This is a genomic window from Wolbachia endosymbiont (group A) of Machimus atricapillus (assembly GCF_964027095.1).
Lineage (GTDB): Bacteria > Pseudomonadota > Alphaproteobacteria > Rickettsiales > Anaplasmataceae > Wolbachia.
The window spans coordinates 791,659-811,225 of sequence record NZ_OZ034727.1; the positions used below are offsets into that span (position 1 = coordinate 791,659).

Below are 19,567 nucleotides of genomic sequence, written 5' to 3' on the forward strand. Positions count from 1 at the left end.
AACGTAAAACAGCTATTTTTATGCTCACCAACTTAATAAAATTCCTGGATCCCAGTGTCTGGGCACTGGGATGACAAAGGAGAGCAGTGTCAAGCACTGATCACTTTTGCTTCAATATTTGCACATTAGCCATGCCTTGAATCAATACGTTTAGTTCTGTAATTGTGTCCGCTCAGACTAATGTTCTCTAGGTAAGATTGTGGAGTATTCGTTGCAGCATTTGGCTGTTCAATTACGCTAGTTGGTATAATACTTCTATTTCTTTCAAAATTTCCATCTCGTATAGCTTCCAGAACGCTTTTTCCTCCTAAAAGACAGTTTTCTCCTAAACTTTTCCCCTTATCTTCTAACTCGTTAAGCCTTGCTTCGCTCTCCTTATCAATCTTTACTTCTATTTCATTACTATTTTCCTTAGGATTTAGATGAATACTGATTTTTCCTGCTTCACTATCAAAAGATAATGTTACACCTTGCTTACAAACATCCAGATAATTTCTTTTTCCGTTGTAGCTTTCAACTCTTACTATACTTTTCCCAATTTGCAGTATACCAACTCTTAAGTTTAAACCTTTATTCTTTTCATTGCTTAGGATTTTTGCAACTTCAACAGTACTATCTTGTGGATATTTTATACAAAAGCACTCATTATCTATCTCTACTTTTAATTCTAATTTGTCCTTTTGAGCTTGCTCATTTTTGTTTACAATACTTTCATATGCTGCATTTTTTAGATCGTTTTCAATTTCCTTACATTGTGCAAAGAGATCATTTACATAATCAGAATCAGAAGTTACATGTCCTAGCTCACCACCATCGAAAAGACCTCTTTCTACTTTCCCACCTTTTAACAATAAATCCCTAATGGTGTTTCTTATGATGTCTAAATTACCATCTTCCAGTGCTTCATTCGTGTTGTCATCATCTTGATCTTCATTGTTACAGGAAACATCCTGACCTCTAAATGCATGCGCTTTACTGCTAGGGCATAGGCCTTCATTATTGATAACATCTATTATTTCTTCAAATATCAAATTTGTTACAGTTCTATAACGATCACCATAACATGAATTTAGTCTTATCCCTTTCCCTAAATATTTATTTGTTATGTCTCGAACAAGCCTTAAAGCACTTCCTTTGTTATTTTCTTCTTCCACCTTTTTCATCTCCTTACAAAATTCATCAATCAGCTTCTCTTCATTTTCAGTTAATGGTATTTCTAGATCCATTAAAAGTGAGCCACCTTCCGGAAAATAAGAATAATCTGAACTACAGCTCGAATTTGAGTCCCAATCACTTGGTTCAGTACAAGGCGTCTGATTACCATCAGCAGAACTATCATATGAATCATAATCACTAAAGTTCTGTAGTCGATTATCACTTTCGTGTTCATCTGTTTTGTTTGACAAATCACTGCGAGAGAACTCCATCGGATCTTTTATATTACTTCCAAACTTTGTTGATTATCACTTTCGCCTAACCTAATATCAGTTAGTGTTGGATCATATAATTCTTGGGTATTTTTTGCTTCTGTTTTCCTCGTCTTACGTAATGGATAAGGCTGATAAAATTGAGTTCGTTTCCTTTTTACCTTATTCATGTTGCATAACCGTTATTCAATAATTCTTTAACAAATACCATAATACATAGGCAAGTCAGTAAAAAAATTTGACTTACATTACTCTACCACAATTTTGAGATAGAGTAATGAATTATTTTCGTTTGGCATTTAAACGTTTTATATCTGCTGTAATGATTTCACTTCCAATTTGCTATTCTTTACATATTGAATTGCAAGCACTAACGCTTTACTCCCAGAAGCTGTGGTGCTATAAGCTATATTTTGCAAAATAGCAGTTCTCCTGATATCTTTGCTATCTGAGACTGATTTCACACCTTTTGAAGTATTGATTACTAGATTTATTTTTCCATCTTTGAGCATATCAACTATGTGGGGTCTGCCTTCTCTCACTTTATTTACAGCTTTTGCAGCAATGCCGTTATTATTCAGATATAAAGCTGTGCCTTTGGTTGCATATATTTCAAAACTCAGTTCTTTCAACATTCGTGCAACAGGCAATATATACTCTTTATCATCATCTTTTACTGAAACCAGAGCTGTTCCTTCTATTGGTAACTTGTATCCTGCAGCCATGTGCGTTTTTGCAAGTGCAGCTTCAAACGATGAGTCAATTCCCATTACTTCTCCTGTTGATTTCATTTCAGGACCAAGTAGAGTGTCAATTCCCGAAAAGCGCGTGAATGGAAAAACAGCAGCTTTAACTGCAAAATGATTGAAAGGCTTGTTTTCCTGATTCAATTTTTTACCCAAAATAACCTGAGTGGCAAGCTTTGCAATAGGAATATTGATTACCTTGGAAATAAAAGGAACGGTTCGACTAGCTCGTAAATTTACTTCAAGTATGTATACATAACTCTCTTGAACAGCAAACTGAATGTTTATCAGACCTTTCACTTCTAGTGCAAGAGCTATTCTTTCAGTTTGGAGCTCGATCTCTTTTATTACTTCGTCACTCAATGTATTTGTCGGTATTGAGCATGTTGAATCGCCAGAGTGGATACCAGCTTCTTCAATATGCTCCATGACCGCTGCAATGAAAACTTTTTTCCCATCACACACAGCATCAACGTCAACCTCAACTGCATTGACTAAAAATTTATCAAGAAGCAGCGATCCGTGTTCAAAAATTTTGGTTTGATTCAAGACATACTCTTTAAAGCTCTGAGTATCGTGTCTAATCGACATAGACTGACCGCCGAGGACATATGATGGCCTGACTACTAGTGGAAACCCCACCTTTTCTGCGTTGGTTAACGCTTCTTTTACTGAATGGCAGATAGAACTTTCAGGTTGTTTTAAATTAAGTTGCAAAGCAAGGTTTTTAAACCTCATGCGATCTTCTGCAAGGTCAATAGAATCAAACGAAGTTCCCAGAATTTTGAAACCTCTCTCGTTAAGCACTTTGGCTAACTTTAAAGGTGTTTGACCACCTATTTGAACTATTACACCAACCAGTGTGCCATTTTCTTGCTCTTTACTTAGTATTTCAAGCACATCCTCTGCAATCAGTGGGGCGAAATATAAACGATCAGCGGTATCATAATCAGTTGAAACGGTTTCTGGATTACAGTTGATCATTATTGTTTCATACCCCATTTCTTTGGCGGCAGAAGCTGCATGTACGCATGCATAATCAAACTCAATACCTTGACCAATGCGATTTGGACCACTTCCTAAAATGACAACCTTTTCTCGGTCAGAAACATCTGCTTCGCACTCCATTCCCTCTGTCATCCGAGTAGCTGACACTGGGATCCATTCTTCCTTATCTCTGGATTCCAGCGTCAAGCGCTGGAATGACATCATTGTGTTACCCTCATAACAGCCATACATATAAGCAGTGCTCGATTCAAATTCAGCTGCACAGGTGTCTACACGCTTATAAACTTGTTTAATGCCAAATTTTTTTCTTATTTCTTCAATTTGCTCTACTTTCTTATTGCTTAATTTTGCCAATCTTGCATCTGAAAACCCCATTTTTTTCAGCTCTAACATTTCATATGCAGTCTCAGGAAGGCCGTTTTCCTTGATTTTTTGTTCAGCTAATATAATTTGCTGTATATTCTGCAAAAACCATAAGTCATATCCTGTAATCGAATTTATTTCTTCTATGCTTATTCCATGACGCATTGCGTCAGCAGCAATCAGTAATCTGTTTGGCAGCAATTTTGCTAATTGAGATCTGATGTGATCAATATCAGTATTTTCAGGAAATACTTCATTAAGTCCCGTAAGCCCAGTTTCAAGCGAGCGAAAAGCTTTCTGCAGCGACTCATTAAAAGTGCGGCCGATCGACATCACTTCCCCCACTGATTTCATGGAAGTTGATAGTTCACAATTCGTCCCCTTAAACTTCTCAAATTCAAAACGAGGAATTTTAGTGACGATGTAATCAATCACTGGTTCAAATGCAGCAGGTATAACTGGAGCGCAATCATTACGTATCTCATCGAGTGAATAGCCGATAGCAAGTTTAGTTACAACTTTTGCAATAGGATAACCTGTTGCTTTTGAAGCAAGTGCAGAAGAGCGAGAAACCCTTGGATTCATTTCAATCACAACGAGGCTTCCATCTTCTTTAGGATTCACTGCAAACTGAACATTTGCACCACCGGCACTAACATCAATTTCTCTTAGCACTGCTATAGATGCATTTCTCATCTGTTGGTATTCTACGTCACGCAGAGTCAAAGCAGGAGCAACCGTGATACTATCTCCGGTGTGCACTCCCATTGGATCAATATTTTCTATCGAACAGACTATTATGCAGTTATCTTTACAATCACGGATAACTTCTATTTCATATTCTTTCCAGCCGATAATTGATTCATCTATCTGAACTTCATTTATTGGCGAAATTTTGAGAGCACTTTCTGCAATATTGAAAAACTCCTCTTTATTGTATGCTATGCCGCTACCTGCACCACCAAGGGTGAATGACGAGCGGATGATTGCTGGTAATCCAATGTAATCCAAAGCCTTTCTTATTTGTTCTTGATTTTTTATAATGATACTTTTGGGGTATTTTAGCCCTATTTTATCCATGGACTGACGGAATAACTCTCTATCCTCTGCTTTTTTTATTGCTTCTCTATTTACCCCTATTAATTCTACATTGTATTTGTCTAACACTCCATCATCTGCAAGTTTTATTGCGCAATTGAGTGCTGTTTGCCCGCCCATTGTTGGCAATATTGCATTTGGCATCTCCTTAATTATAATTTTCTCTATGATTTCAGGCAGTACCGGCTCAATATAAGTTGCATCAGAAAACTCAGGATCTGTCATTATAGTTGCGGGGTTGGAGTTAACCAAAATGACTTTATAACCTTCACTTTTTAATACTTTACAGCTTTGCGTTCCGGAATAATCAAACTCGCATGCCTGACCTATAACTATTGGGCCTGCTCCTATTACTAATATAGATTCTATATCTGTGCGTTTTGGCATAATTACAATAACGATTTCTGTTCAAATAATGTTACCAATCTTTCCTGTATATGTGAATTTTTATTAAACCTATTAGCTAACTGTTTTTAGGCTTGACGCATAACTATACGAACATTGTGATTTGAGTCCACTAGGAGGGCGTCATCCAAGTAGCCTTCTTCTTGTATCTTGTCAAAAGCATCTAATGTTTTAAGCTTAAGCATTAGGTGGAGAAGGGAGGAACTCTGTGCTTCTTCTTAGATATAAAATCTGTAGAGGAGATAAGAATTCCCTTCTCAAAAGTATAGGCTGGACGGTATCGTAGAAAGACCTGAATGGTTCTAATTCTGTATTCACAAGGTTAGCCTTACTTTTCATTTTTAATGGTAACGTATGGGGTTATATATGATCAACAACTTTTTGGGCATAGATATATCAAAAGATCGCTTTGATGTTTTTCTCTCATTTATAAGCAAAAAAGGAAAGCGTGAAACTAGAAAAAGAAGCTTTAAGAACGATGGTTTCAAAGTCTACTGAATTTTCTACACAAACATAATGTAGAAAAAGTAAAAACCTGCATGGAATCTACTGGTTGTTATAGCGAAGCACTGGCTGAATTTCTACACAATGCTGGACATTTTGTAAGTGTTGTAAATCCTTATTGCATAAAATCTTATGCAAGGAGTAAGCTGATACGACAAAAGAATGATCAGACCGATGCAGAAGTTATTGCTGATTATTGCCAAAGACAGGAACCTTCTAGTTGGACACCACCTTCTCCTGAAATGAAAAAATTAAAACATCTTTATCGTTGCTCAGTTGCGTTAAAAGATGAGTTAACATTAGTAAATAACCACTTAGAAAAAAAAGAGAGACTGCCTAAAGAAGTTGCAAATGCTTGGGAAGACCTTGCAATGAATATAGCTCAAAAAATAGAAACAATAAAAAACTCCGTACGTGAACTATTAAATCAACACAAAGAATTGTTGGAAAATTTTCAACTTCTATTGACTATTCCAGGCATAGGAGAAGAATCAGCAATAGCTATTTTAGCTGAAGTTTCTGATATAGAGGTTTTTAGAGATGCCAGGCAATTGGCAGCATATACAGGAGTTATACCACGAAATATGACGTCAGGTTCCTCTGTATATGCCAAACCCAGATTAAGTAAATCCGGTTCACAAACATTACGTAAGGCACTTTTCTTTCCTGCCATAGTAGCTAAGAATCACAATCCTATCATTATGAGCTTTTGCCAAAGATTAAAGGAAAAGGGTAAGCATAATATGGCCATCGTTGGTGCTGCAATGCGTAAGCTACTCCATATCATTTTCGGTATTCTGACATCCAAAAGTGCTTTTGATCCTAACCATATCAAAAACTACAGGGCTAGGAGGTTGACTGAAGGTTTAGTACTTTAAAATCAAAAATGCTTCCTATCTATCTTATGTAAAGTGGTATCTTACACAAATTTATTGAATGTTGTTGGTTAGTGGATATGTTGATAAGTAAACTTCATCTGTTTTGTGCGTATAAAACTAATTTACTTATCAACATATCCACTAACTATAATCTGTGTACTGTTACACAATTGGAAGTATTTTTTGATTTTATGATGCAACTTGGGAAATTTTTATAATTTTTTTGTTGACTAACAAGACGGTATCTCCTGTCATTCTAGTGCTCCTTTTTTTGTCATCCGAGTAGCCCCTTTTTTGTCATCCGAGTAGCCCCTCTTCTGTCATCCGAGTAGCTGACACTGGGATCTCATTTTACTCTATAATGGCAGTGCTCCTTTCTCGTCATCCCAGTGCCCAGACTACTTGGATCCAGGAAACTTAACTCTACACCAAGTAAATGTACAATAAGAACTAGATTCCAGACTGGAATGACACCCTACTTAACCGTCATACCGCCGCGGTATCTCTTAGCATAGATCCCGCTAACAAGCAGCGGGATGACGAAGTTATTGTCATGCCACCGCGAACCGTCATACCGCCGCGGTATCTCCTTAGCATAGATCCCGCTAACAAGCAGCGGGATGACGAATTACTTAACCATTATACCGCCGCGGTATCTCTAGATCCCGCTAACACCTTACTATTACCCACAAATATAAATGTTTGTTGCATAGCTCTTAATGGCATAACTTTTGCTTGAAATAACTGTTTATATGGTGCAATTTACAGCTTTTAGTTGCTAAAATTATAACTCTTAATTTAATAATTTTAATCCAATAAGCTTTCAGGTTAATAAAATTAAATTATTTGAGTAAATACAATACCATGTCTTTATTTGTGGGTAATAGTAAGCGCTAACACGTAGCGGGATGACGAGATGCCACCGCGAACCGTCATACCGCGATTCATTCGCGGTATCTCTTAGCCGCTAATACGTAGCGGGATGACGAGTTATTATACCGCCGCGAACCGTCATGCCGCCGCGGTATCTCTTAGCCGCTAACACGTAGCGGGATACTTAACCGTCATACCGCGATTCATTCGCGGTATCTCTAGATCCCGCTAACACGTACTTAACCGTCATACTGCCGCGGCGCTAACAACTGTACGAACGTTGTAGTTTGGGCCACCAGTGGGGTGTCATCCATAAGTGTTGAAAGTGCTATAAGTGGCATTATATAAGGTGGTTAACGGCATAAATTTCAATGGTAATAAAATAAATTAAAAAAGCGCCTTTTTGCCTGTGGTTAGAAGGTTTAAGCGAATTTTCGACGTGGTTTATCTGCTTTCCCAACAACGAAGGTTGATATCAAGAGGAGATTTACATACCATTAATCACCTTGTGTGATTGCACTTTCAACACTTATGGGTGTCATCCCAGTGCCCAGACACTGGGATCCAGCTTCTATGCAACTTAATTAAAAACGTTTGTTTTAGCGTAAGACAACTACCTTTAGCTCATCAGCTCAGTTATAAGCAAAATTTCTGGATCCCAGTGTCTGGGCACTGGGATGACACCATTTGCTGTGCAATTTACCTTCAAAAACGAATGTTCGTACAGCTATGAGTGAGATCAAAGAATTGCAGAATTAAGTGTGAATGGTTACAGAGTAATTTCAAAGTGCATTTGCAGTTGGACTGGCTGAATGGATATACTTAATGAAAGTCCCATTTCACGGTGTTCAAATCTACTCCTTCTTGTACCATCTCCCAAAGTGGGCTCATTTCTCTCAGTCGGCCAATATTTTTAGCAACAAGATCTGCTGCGTACAAAACTTCTTCTTTAGTTGTAAATCGGCCTAGGCCAAATCTAATTGATGAATGCTCAAGGTCGTGGCCATTATTTAGCGACCGTATGACATAGGAAGGCTCAAGAGACGCAGACGTGCACGCAGAACCAGAACTTACTGCTAAATCCTTGATTGCCATGATGAGAGACTCACCCTCAACATAGGGAAAGCTCAAGTTTAGGTTGCCAGGAATTCTATTTTCATAATCACCATTTAAAACGATATCAGGAAATGCTTCTTTTATCTTATTGTACAAAATATCTCTCAGTCCTTCCAATTTGCTTGCTTCTGTTTCCATTTCTTCTTTAGCGATACGTGCCGCTTCACCAAAACCAACTGCAAGAGGTGTTGGAACTGTTCCAGAACGCATACCTCTTTCTTGTCCACCACCACTAATCAATGGTATCAGCCTAACACGAGGATTCTTTCTACGGACATATAATGCGCCTATTCCCATAGGTCCATAAATTTTGTGGCTAGAGAGACTCATAAGATCAATGCACATCTCATTAACATCAATTGGAACTTTTCCAAAGCTTTGAGCTGCATCTGTATGGAAAAATATATTATGCTTTCTGCATATTTTACCAATCTCCTTTACAGGCTGAATTACTCCGATTTCATTATTTACCATCATCACTGAAACCAGGATTGTTTTATCAGTAATTGCTTCCTCAAGCTTTGATAAATCTATAATTCCGTTTTGCTTAACAGGCAAATATGTAACTTTAAAGCCTTCATTTTCCAGATGCCGACAAGAATCCAGAACACACTTATGCTCCGTGCAGACAGTTATTATATGATTTCCTTTATTTTTGTAAAAGTGAGCAATGCCCTTGATTGCTGTATTATTTGACTCAGTTGCACCTGAGGTAAAGATAATTTCTTTGCTATCTGCGTTCACCAGATCAGCGATGTGTTTCCTTGCTTTTTCCACTGCTTCTTCAGCAGTCCAACCAAATGAATGGCTGCGAGAGTGTGCATTACTGAACTCACCAAAATAAGGTATCATTACCTCCAAAACACGGGGATCCACTTTAGTAGTAGATTGATAATCAAGAAATATTGGTAATTTTATTTTAGTATCATGTATTTTCTTACTTTCAACATTCATAAAGCTACCACAGGGACAAAATTTACAACTATTTAATAGCACTAAAACTTAATTTTTTCAAGGTATAATCTTGCATCAACAAACATTGTCACCAAAGGGATGTGTGTATGACGCTGGTTCACTCTGTGATGGTGTCATTCCAGCGCCCCTATGATGTCATCCGAGTAGCTCCTTTTTTTGTCATCCGAGTAGCTGACACTGGTTCACTCTATAATAGTATCATCCGAGTAGCCCCTTCTTGTATCTTGAAAAAAGCATCTAGTGTTTTAAGCTTAAACATTAGATGGAGAAGGGAAAATTTTGTCAATAATCTTAGATATAAAATCTGTGGTAAAGTCAAGAATCCCTCCTCAAAAGTAGAGGCTGGACGGTATCGTAGAAAGACCTAAATGGTTCTAATTCTGTATTCACAAGGTTAGCCTTACTTTTCATTTTTAATGGTAACGTATGGGGTTATATATGATCAACAACTTTTTGGGCATAGATATATCAAAAGATCGCTTTGATGTTTTTCTCTCATTTATAAGCAAAAAAGGAAAGCGTGAAACTAGAAAAAGAAGCTTTAAGAACGATGGTTTCAAAGTCTACTGAATTTTCTACACAAACATAATGTAGAAAAAGTAAAAACCTGCATGGAATCTACTGGTTGTTATAGCGAAGCACTGGCTGAATTTCTACACAATGCTGGACATTTTGTAAGTGTTGTAAATCCTTATTGCATAAAATCTTATGCAAGGAGTAAGCTGATACGACAAAAGAATGATCAGACCGATGCAGAAGTTATTGCTGATTATTGCCAAAGACAGGAACCTTCTAGTTGGACACCACCTTCTCCTGAAATGAAAAAATTAAAACATCTTTATCGTTGCTCAGTTGCGTTAAAAGATGAGTTAACATTAGTAAATAACCACTTAGAAAAAAAAGAGAGACTGCCTAAAGAAGTTGCAAATGCTTGGGAAGACCTTGCAATGAATATAGCTCAAAAAATAGAAACAATAAAAAACTCCGTACGTGAACTATTAAATCAACACAAAGAATTGTTGGAAAATTTTCAACTTCTATTGACTATTCCAGGCATAGGAGAAGAATCAGCAATAGCTATTTTAGCTGAAGTTTCTGATATAGAGGTTTTTAGAGATGCCAGGCAATTGGCAGCATATACAGGAGTTATACCACGAAATATGACGTCAGGTTCCTCTGTATATGCCAAACCCAGATTAAGTAAATCCGGTTCACAAACATTACGTAAGGCACTTTTCTTTCCTGCCATAGTAGCTAAGAATCACAATCCTATCATTATGAGCTTTTGCCAAAGATTAAAGGAAAAGGGTAAGCATAATATGGCCATCGTTGGTGCTGCAATGCGTAAGCTACTCCATATCATTTTCGGTATTCTGACATCCAAAAGTGCTTTTGATCCTAACCATATCAAAAACTACAGGGCTAGGAGGTTGACTGAAGGTTTAGTACTTTAAAATCAAAAATGCTTCCTATCTATCTTATGTAAAGTGGTATCTTACACAAATTTATTGAATGTTGTTGGTTAGTGGATATGTTGATAAGTAAACTTCATCTGTTTTGTGCGTATAAAACTAATTTACTTATCAACATATCCACTAACTATAATCTGTGTACTGTTACACAATTGGAAGTATTTTTTGATTTTATGATGCAACTTGGGAAATTTTTATAATTTTTTTGTTGACTAACAAGACGGTATCTCCTGTCATCCCAGTGCTCTTTTTTTGTCATCCGAGTAGTCCCTTTTTTGTCATCCCAGTGCCCCGACACTGGGATCCAGAAAAGTTTGCTTGTAAGCAAGCAAACTAGCATAGAAAGTGGTTACAACATTTTCGATGAGATTATATGGAAAACTGGATCCCAGTGTCTGGGCACTGGGATGACAGCAGTCCTACGTCATACCGCGATTCATTCGCGGTATCTCTTAACATAGATCCCGCTAACAAGCAGCGGGATGACACCTCTCTTGGGCTCTTTTAGCTACAAACGTTAAGAAATTTACCAAACGAAAAAAAAGGCAAAAGAAGCCCTAGTCATTGTCTATTTTCAGTATTTGGCGTTTTTTAAGTCTTAAACACTGCAATTTAGCTGCTTTTAATTGCAACTAACCTACGCTGCAAATGTTTAAGAAATTTACTAAGCAGAAAAAAAGGCAAAAGAAACCCCGTGTTAGCTAGTTGTCACTCTCTAATCCTGCAAATTGGCGTACTATACTGTCTTAAACGACTTATAAGCGCGTTTCAGCTTATATAGGTAAAAACCCAGAAATGTTGTGAAGACATAAGGTGCACATAGTGCAAAAAATTAAAAATAAGACGCCAACTACGTTGTTTTCTTGCTGTTTAATCTGCACAGATAAAGATAACTGAATACCTTCACTATCATGATAAGGGGGCTGGCGGAGTTTGTCAAGGAAGTTTTTTCGTTTCTAACGGTTGTTAACGTGCTGCCAAAAACTATGCAAGAAGTCTATTGAAATCGCGTATATCAATCGTTGTAAAATCACACAATTGCTCTGTAGAGCTATGCCCTGTAATAATTACTATACCATTTTGCTCAGAGCGTATTGAGATTAGGTTCAGCACTAATTCACACGTTGCACTATCAAGATTACAAAATGGTTCATCTATCAGCCAAACGTTTGCATTAGAAATCAAGAGGCGAGCAAGTGCAACTCTTCTTCTCCAGCCTGCAGAAAGTTCGCCATATCTAATATTAATTACAGGCTGCAACTGCAAGCAACAAATAGCTGCCACAATCAATTCCCTAGTATTTCGTATTCCTGCCCAGAATTCTATGTTTTGGGCAACAGTTAAGCTATCTTTACAGGCATTCTTATGCCCTACGTAGACCATAGAAGGTATATAGGATTTTCGATCATCATATATGTCTTTTCCGCAGTACCTTATATTGCCTGATACCGGCGGTAAAAGTCCAGATAAACTTCTAATTAAGCTGGTTTTACCACTACCATTTGGACCAGTGATTAGAATCTTTGATTTTGGCTCAGCTTTAAAACTGAGATGTTTAAATAATACTTTGTTATTACGAGCGCAGGATAAATTTTCACATTCGAGCATGAATTATCTGCCCTTCCCCTTATGTTTAACTTGAGTTGAAGCCTGAGCTTTTACAAATAGCTCCCAAAATCCTTTCTTTCCGCCTTCTCTATGTATCAATTGTGCAAAACGCTGCATTAAACCATTACCCATCATAACCATCTTTGTCCATTTACCTACCGGTTTTGCTATGTCAACTATTTCTAGATCTTCTTTATAAACCTGTATATCTTTTTGCTTTTCGCGTAGCATTTCCTGTTGTTTCATCAACTCTTTTTGCTTATTTTTTTGATATAATTCGTTGAATTTTCTGTCTTCTTCCCACTCTTCTTTAAAAACTTTTCTAGGAAATATGATTTTTCTAATGCGATTTTTGTATATTTTTCTCAAAAAGAGAAATACTGCAGCTACAGCAAGTAATGTTACGCTATATAATATGATCTGTGTAAGTGGCATTTCCTGTATCTAATTCATTAAAAATACCCTTACTATTATACCATAATTATAGAAATTGTGCAATTTCTTTGCGGGTAAAGACAGTATAAAAGTAATACTGCTCTATTTCGTAAATTGGACAAATATCTGAGAATGGGCTTGTATGTAGTAAGGTTTATTTCTATACTTTTTAAAGAATTTAGAAGTAAAACAAATATGAACTGCTATAAAACTCACACGTGTGAAGAATTAAGGAAGAACGACGTAGAAAAGGAAGTTACCCTCTCTGGATGGTTATATCGTAAGCGCGATCACGGTAACTTAATTTTTGTTGATTTAAGAGACTTCTATGGAATCACTCAACTAGTATTTAATAATGATAAAGACTTTTTTGATGAGACATCAAATTTAAAATTGGAGAGTATAATTACTGTTACAGGAATAGTTGAAGCTAGAACTGAAGATACGGTAAACAGCTCTATCGCAACCGGAGAAATTGAGGTTGTAGTTAGCAATTTACACGTTGAATCAGAAGTTGAGTTCCACTGTGATGAAGAAATAGCAAAAGAAGAAAGAAGTATATTAGCGAGCATTGCTGGCGAACAAGAATACCCAGAAAATATGAGATTTAAATATCGTTTTCTTGATTTAAGGCGAGAAAACACCCGCAACAATATTATTCTGCGCTCACAAATTATTGCAGAACTCCGCAAGCTCATGATAGAGCAAGGGTTTTTGGAAATTCAGACTCCAATACTTACTGCTTCGTCCCCTGAAGGTGCACGTGATTATTTGGTGCCAAGCAGACTAAATCTTGGTAAATTTTATGCATTGCCGCAAGCTCCACAGATTTTTAAGCAATTGCTCATGGTTTCAGGGTTTGATAAATATTTTCAAATTGCACCGTGTTTCCGTGACGAAGACGCAAGGGCTGACCGTTCTCCGGGGGAGTTTTATCAACTAGATCTTGAAATGTCTTTTGTGACTCAAGAAGACATCTTTCAGATTATTGAGTCTACCTTATATAAAGTGTTTGCCAAATTTTCTTGCAAATCAGTTGATAAAGATTTTCCGCGCATTACATACAAAGACGCAATGCTCAAATATGGATCTGATAAGCCAGATCTGCGCAATCCATTATTAGTCAGCGATGTTACAGAAATTTTCCGTGATTCAGAGTTCAATATTTTCAAAAGCAATATTGAGCGCGGTATGGTAGTGAGAGCCATCCCTGCTCCTAAAACAGCAGAAGAACCACGCAGCTTCTTTGATAAAAAAATAGAACATGCGCAAAAAGAATTCGGCGCTAAGGGGCTTGGGTATATAACATTTGATAAGGACGGCATCGCAAAAGGGCCAATTGCTAAATTCCTTGATGAAAACAGGCTAAATTCTATAAAAGAAATAACGGATGTAAAGCCTGGAGATAGTGTATTTTTTGCTTCTGATAAGGAAAATGAAGCAGCAACAATTGCAGGGAAAGTGCGCACTCTTTTAGGGTCAGAACTCAGTCTTATAGATGATAATATCTTCAAGTTTTGTTGGATCATTGATTTTCCCTATTTTGTATATGACGATAAAAGTAAAAAAATCGATTTCTTTCATAACCCATTCTCCATGCCACATGGTGGCTTGAAAGATTTAGAGGACAAAAATCCACTGGATATCCTTGCTTACCAATATGATCTTGTTTGCAATGGAATAGAACTGTCAAGCGGGGCGATTCGTAGTAACAAGCTGGATATCATGTATAAGGCCTTTGCCATTGCAGGCTACAGCAAAGAAGAAGTTGATACAAAATTCGGTGCGCTCGTGCGTGCATTCAGGTTCGGAGTGCCGCCTCACGGCGGTATAGCACCAGGGGTTGACAGAATGGTTATGCTGCTTGCTGATGAGCCAAATATTCGTGAAGTAATCTGTTTTCCTATGAACCAGCAAGGTGAAGATGTTCTAATGGGTGCTCCTTCTGAAGTGGACAATAAACATTTACGTGAATTATCCTTAAAGGTTATTGAATAAAAATTTTTATAGCGGAGTGTGGTAAACCGAAAATCATGAACGATATTCAAAAAGCAATACTATCAAGCATAATCTGCAATATGATTATATGGTATGAAGTAACTCTATTTGGAGTTTTAACACATATAATAAGCAATGTTTTTTTTCCTTCAGAAAGCGATTATTTAAGCACAATCAAATTTCTTGGTAGTTTTGCAATTGGATTTGGATTTAGACCGCTTGGTGCGTTTATTTTTGGTTGCATTGGAGATAAGTACGGTAGGAGGAAAGTTTTGCTGACTTCCGTAATATTAGCTTCGATATCATCTACTGCAATTGCGGTCATACCAGGATTTAAAGAAATAGGAATATTTTCTCCTATATTACTTCTGCTTTGTAGAATAATACAAGGAATGGCAACAGGAGGGGAAACGAGTATCAACTCAGCCTTTTTAATAGAGCATTCAAGCGATAAAAAAAATCTAGGCTTTTTAGGTAGCATGAAAGCTTTTAGTGGTGCTCTTGGTTCTATTACATGTTTTGTAATGATAGCTATTTGCAAAAAATTTACAGGTGAAAATTATGAAATTTGGGGCTGGAGGTTGCTCTTCTATTTCTGCTTTATTATGGGCATAATAGGCTTCTTAATAAGATACATAATGGAAGAGAGCCTAGCATATAAAATTCATGATCAAAATAGAAGCTTATCTGATTCTCCATTTTTAGAATTAATCAGGGACTATAAAAAGGCATTTGTGCTAGCAATTGGGCTTGGCGTTGCCCAAAATGCAATCGTTTATTCAGCAATCATGTTTTACAACATATCTGTAAAAGAACTTATTCTCTCAGGCATCAATATTAAAAATGTAGTAAGGATTATAGTTGAAATTACATTTGGAGCGTCTGCAGTGCTGTTTGCAATACTGTCTGATAAAGTTGGAAGAAAAAATGTAATGATTCCTACATTAGTAGCTCTAGCTTGCGCCGGTTTGCCGGTACTTTCGCTATTATCGTATGATAATCACTATGTTATAACGCCCACTTATTGGCTAATAACCATACCAATAAGTGCATCTTTTGGAATATATAATTCTCTTGCTTGCGAGTTATTTCCAACGAAAGTTAGGTGCACGGGCTTTAGCCTCGCACATAACATATCTGCAGGAATATTTGGTGGCCTTTCTCCATCCATATGCATGTGGCTTATAGAAAAAACCGAAACAAAACTTGCAGCAGGCATTTATCTTACTGCCTGCGCATTAATTAGCCTAATATCTGTGCTTCAAATTAAAGCCAAAGACAGAAAAGTTGATTGGTGAAATCGTTTCAGTCGAAAAATAGCGCTTCAATGGATTTTTCGATGTGTTTAGTGATAGGAGCGGTGATAGTGATTTCTTTATTGTTTGGCAGTTTTAAAGATAAAGAATGCGAATGAAGGTGAATTTTATTTGCTATCCCATCAATAAAAGCTTTTTTACCACCATATTTACCGTCACCAAGAATAGGGCAATTTATATGAGCTAAATGTGCACGTAACTGATGGGTTCTGCCGGTAATTGGTTGTAATTTTAAATAAGCAACATTGTGTTTGGATTTTGCTATAATTGAAAAATGCGTAGTGGCATTCTGAGGTGAATTTTCATCAACGACCACTTTTTCTTGACCTGAAACATATTTTTTCACCAATGGATAGTCTATTGTTCCACTATCCTTGCTCGGTATGCCAGAAGTTAATGCTAAATAAGTTTTTTTTACTCTTCGTCCTTTAAATTCTTCCATAAGGTATCTGGCAACATTAGCGTTGCGTGCGAATATTATCACTCCACTCGTATCTCTATCTAGCCTATGGACAATTTTAAATGTTTCTCCCTCTCTTATTTGGTCAAGCAAATCACTCATGCTAATCTTTACTTTTACGCCACCTTGAACGATGACCCCTGCGGGCTTGTTTATAGCTAGTATATATTCGTCTTCATATAATATGTTCTCTCTTAGTAGATTCACTAACTTTTCATTATATTTGCGATCAGAATTAGCGTTCTCAATATAATTCAAGTGCTTCAGCGTTATAGTTTGTCCAGAATTTACTCTATCACTAGACTTTGCTTTGCAATCATCAACTTTGATTAACCCTTTCCTTAAAGATTTTTCAATTACAGATTGCTTTAGATCAGGAAAGATTCTTCTGATGTACCTATCCAGCCTAACGTTATCGTCTTTTACTGATATGGTTTTTATATTCTCCATTACTTTATTTGGATGTATGCTAATATCAACTGTTTGCATGACATAAAATAAAGTATAGCACAAGATATAAACCCTTCGGCTACATGTGCTATTTATTTAGTAGATTAAATATGAAGTTTAAAACTCTGCTGTCAACTTCCTGCAAAACTAGTGAAAACCAAACTTGCTTAAAACCACTTAATTAGTTATAGTCGTAAGTTTGAGGTACAGTAAAATGACAGCTTTTGTCCCTTTGATTGTTTTTTTAATCTTGTACCTTGGAAGTGGTGCTTATTTTTCTTTTATCGGAACTGATAATCCACTTCATCAGGTTTCACCAGTAATCTGCTTGTTACCAGCGCTATTTTTTGCTGTCTCACGTGGTACAAATAAAATTCAGCATAACATCGATACTGTTATCAAGGGCATGGGTGACAAAAATACCCTTACTATGTGTTTAATTTTTTTATTTTCTGGAGCATTTTCTGCGGTTACTCAATCAATTGGTAGCGCAGACACTGTTGCTAATTTAATTCTTAATTTCCTTCCAGCAAGATTAATGCTGCCTGGAGTATTTTTGGCTTCTGCTTTTATTTCAACTGCAATTGGTACATCTATGGGAGTTGTTGCGCTGATGGTACCTATAGCTGTTAATCTGGCAAAAAGTGGAGCTTTTGGCCTTGAAATAGGAACTGCAACTGTAGTAGGTGGTGCCGTGTTTGGTGACAACCTCTCAATGATATCTGATACCACCATTGCATCTGTTTCTTCACAGGGAGCTTCAGCAAAAGATAAACTTAAAATAAACTCTAAGGTTGCATTTACTGCAGGTATTATAACACTCACCTATCTGGCAGTGATTTCAAGTAGTACAAAAATTATTTCTATATCAAATTTAGATTATTATTCTATAATAAAAATTATTCCTTATATTTCTTTAACAATCATGGGGCTGCTTGAAGTCACCACTTTAGTAACAATAACTGTAAACATAATTATTGCTGGTGTGCTAGGAATAGCTTTTTTTGATTATGCCATCGTTCAATTTCCTCATGACGTGTACGACGGTTTCAAAAAAGTAAACGAAATAGTAATATTTGCTCTATTTATCGGTGGGTTGAGCCATATAATGTACAAACAAGGTCAAAAAGCGTTGCATAAACTCATCGATGAAAGCAATATCACAAAAACTAAAGCTGAATTTTTGATAGCAGGAATTGCGTCTATGTTTACTACCTTAGTTGCCAATAATACCATTGCTATTTTACTAAGTGGTGGCATTGCAAAAAGACTCGCACAGAAACACGATATTGTACCATACCGCAGTGCATACTTATTAGATGTTTTTGCTTGTGCTACAAAAGGCATCTTACCTTATGGTTCTCAACTATTGCTGGCAGGTAGCATCGCCTTTGTATCACCTGTTTCTTTATTAACACAGGTATATTACTGCTTTATTTTAGCAGCAGTTACAATAGGCGAAATAATCATCAACAGCAGAAAAGAGAAACATCGTGCGGCTGCAACTTAGAGTTTCTCTTTTTTTTACCCATAAGGAACGGAATTACTTGACAAACTCCGCCAGCCCCCTTATCATGAAACTGAAGGTATTCAGTTATCTTCATCTGTGCAGATTAAACAGCAAGAAAACAACGTAGTTGGCGTCTTATTTTTAATTTTTTGCACTATGTGCACTCTATGTCTTCACAACATTTCTGGGTTTTTACCTATATAAGCTGAAACGCGCTTATAAGTCGTTTAAGACAGTATAGTACGCCAATTTGCAGGATTAGAGAGTGACAACTAGCTAACACGGGGTTTCTTTTGCCTTTTTTTCTGCTTAGTAAATTTCTTAAACATTTGCAGCGTAGGTTAGTTGCAATTAAAAGCAGCTAAATTGCAGTGTTTAAGACTTAAAAAACGCCAAATACTGAAAATAGACAATGACTAGGGCTTCTTTTGCCTTTTTTTTTCATTTGGTAAATTTCTTAAATATTTATGGCTAAACGACAACCGTCATCCCGCTACGTGTTAGCGGGATCTCTTGTTAGCGGCTGAGATACCGCGAATGAATCGCGGTATGACGGTTAAGTATCCCGCTACGTGTTAGCGGCTAAGAGATACCGCGGCGGTATGACGGTGTAGATAGTAATTCGTCATCCCGCTACTTGTTAGCGGGATCTCTTGTTAGCGGCTGAGATACCGCGAATGAATCGCGGTATGACGGTTAAGTAGGGTGTCATCCCAGTCTGGAATCTAGTCTTGATTATGCAGCCACTTATTTAAAGTTAAGTTTCCTGGATCCCAGTGTCTGGGCACTGGGATGACGAGAAAGGAGCACTGGGATGACAGAAGAAGGAGGCTACTTACATGACATCATTCTTTTTCCTGGATCCAAGTAGTCTGGGCACTGGGATGACATCATAGAGGCGCTGGCCCTGACAATCGTCATCCCG

General features: G+C 37.1%; 13 protein-coding genes and 2 pseudogenes. 8 read left to right on the forward strand and 7 right to left on the reverse strand.

Annotation, left to right across the window (positions count from 1 at the left end; all coding sequences use genetic code 11):
- Positions 1-125: 125 nt before the first annotated feature.
- From AAGD68_RS03905 to carB, 3 genes are all read right to left on the reverse strand, one after another.
- Positions 126-1,406, reverse strand: coding sequence for a hypothetical protein (locus AAGD68_RS03905; RefSeq protein WP_253309624.1), 1,281 nt, complete (start codon positions 1,404-1,406; stop codon positions 126-128).
- Positions 1,407-1,435: 29 nt separating this feature from the next.
- Complete coding sequence (locus AAGD68_RS03910) at positions 1,436-1,597, reverse strand: hypothetical protein (protein WP_264688451.1); 162 nt, start codon at positions 1,595-1,597, stop codon at positions 1,436-1,438.
- Between the two features lie 138 nt (positions 1,598-1,735).
- The gene (gene carB / locus AAGD68_RS03915; RefSeq protein WP_265044971.1) at positions 1,736-5,029 is read right to left on the reverse strand and encodes a carbamoyl-phosphate synthase large subunit; all 3,294 of its coding nucleotides are present in this window, start codon (positions 5,027-5,029) and stop codon (positions 1,736-1,738) included.
- 384 nt (positions 5,030-5,413) lie between these two features.
- Between carB and AAGD68_RS03920 the strand changes: the two are divergent.
- A pseudogene (locus AAGD68_RS03920) lies at positions 5,414-6,429 on the forward strand (IS110 family transposase).
- A gap of 1,408 nt (positions 6,430-7,837) precedes the next feature.
- On the forward strand, positions 7,838-8,035 hold the full coding sequence (locus AAGD68_RS03925) for a hypothetical protein (protein ID WP_341814129.1): 198 nt from the start codon (positions 7,838-7,840) through the stop codon (positions 8,033-8,035).
- 89 nt (positions 8,036-8,124) lie between these two features.
- On the opposite strand, the gene AAGD68_RS03930 is transcribed toward AAGD68_RS03925, so the two are convergent.
- A complete protein-coding gene (locus AAGD68_RS03930) occupies positions 8,125-9,372 on the reverse strand; it encodes an IscS subfamily cysteine desulfurase (RefSeq protein WP_253309635.1) in 1,248 nt (415 codons plus the stop codon).
- Positions 9,373-9,479: 107 nt separating this feature from the next.
- Here AAGD68_RS03930 and AAGD68_RS03935 point away from each other — a divergent pair, with 107 nt between their 5' ends.
- The 3 genes and pseudogenes from AAGD68_RS03935 (at position 9,480) to AAGD68_RS03945 (ending at position 11,326) form a co-directional block, all read left to right on the forward strand.
- Positions 9,480-9,761: a hypothetical protein gene (locus tag AAGD68_RS03935; RefSeq protein ID WP_341814130.1), complete on the forward strand. Its 282-nt coding sequence runs from the start codon at positions 9,480-9,482 to the stop codon at positions 9,759-9,761.
- A gap of 70 nt (positions 9,762-9,831) precedes the next feature.
- A pseudogene (locus AAGD68_RS03940) lies at positions 9,832-10,847 on the forward strand (IS110 family transposase).
- A 293-nt stretch (positions 10,848-11,140) separates the two neighbouring features.
- Positions 11,141-11,326 carry a hypothetical protein gene (locus AAGD68_RS03945; RefSeq protein ID WP_264732356.1) on the forward strand — a complete coding sequence of 62 codons (186 nt, stop codon included), beginning with the start codon at positions 11,141-11,143 and terminating at the stop codon, positions 11,324-11,326.
- 523 nt (positions 11,327-11,849) lie between these two features.
- Here AAGD68_RS03945 and ccmA read toward each other — a convergent pair.
- Positions 11,850-12,473, reverse strand: coding sequence for a heme ABC exporter ATP-binding protein CcmA (ccmA, locus tag AAGD68_RS03950; RefSeq protein WP_265044969.1), 624 nt, complete (start codon positions 12,471-12,473; stop codon positions 11,850-11,852).
- A 3-nt stretch (positions 12,474-12,476) separates the two neighbouring features.
- Complete coding sequence (locus AAGD68_RS03955; RefSeq protein WP_341814131.1) at positions 12,477-12,908, reverse strand: hypothetical protein; 432 nt, start codon at positions 12,906-12,908, stop codon at positions 12,477-12,479.
- 195 nt (positions 12,909-13,103) lie between these two features.
- Between AAGD68_RS03955 and aspS the strand changes: the two genes are divergently transcribed.
- On the forward strand, positions 13,104-14,906 hold the full coding sequence (aspS, locus tag AAGD68_RS03960; RefSeq protein WP_253309964.1) for an aspartate--tRNA ligase: 1,803 nt from the start codon (positions 13,104-13,106) through the stop codon (positions 14,904-14,906).
- A 35-nt stretch (positions 14,907-14,941) separates the two neighbouring features.
- On the forward strand, positions 14,942-16,204 hold the full coding sequence (locus AAGD68_RS03965; protein WP_253309473.1) for an MFS transporter: 1,263 nt from the start codon (positions 14,942-14,944) through the stop codon (positions 16,202-16,204).
- A gap of 7 nt (positions 16,205-16,211) precedes the next feature.
- Here AAGD68_RS03965 and AAGD68_RS03970 read toward each other — a convergent pair whose 3' ends face one another.
- A complete protein-coding gene (locus AAGD68_RS03970) occupies positions 16,212-17,171 on the reverse strand; it encodes an RluA family pseudouridine synthase (protein ID WP_253309474.1) in 960 nt (319 codons plus the stop codon).
- A 175-nt stretch (positions 17,172-17,346) separates the two neighbouring features.
- Here AAGD68_RS03970 and AAGD68_RS03975 point away from each other — a divergent pair, with 175 nt between their 5' ends.
- Complete coding sequence (locus AAGD68_RS03975) at positions 17,347-18,642, forward strand: Na+/H+ antiporter NhaC family protein (RefSeq protein ID WP_341814132.1); 1,296 nt, start codon at positions 17,347-17,349, stop codon at positions 18,640-18,642.
- The last annotated feature ends 925 nt before the right edge of the window (positions 18,643-19,567 follow it).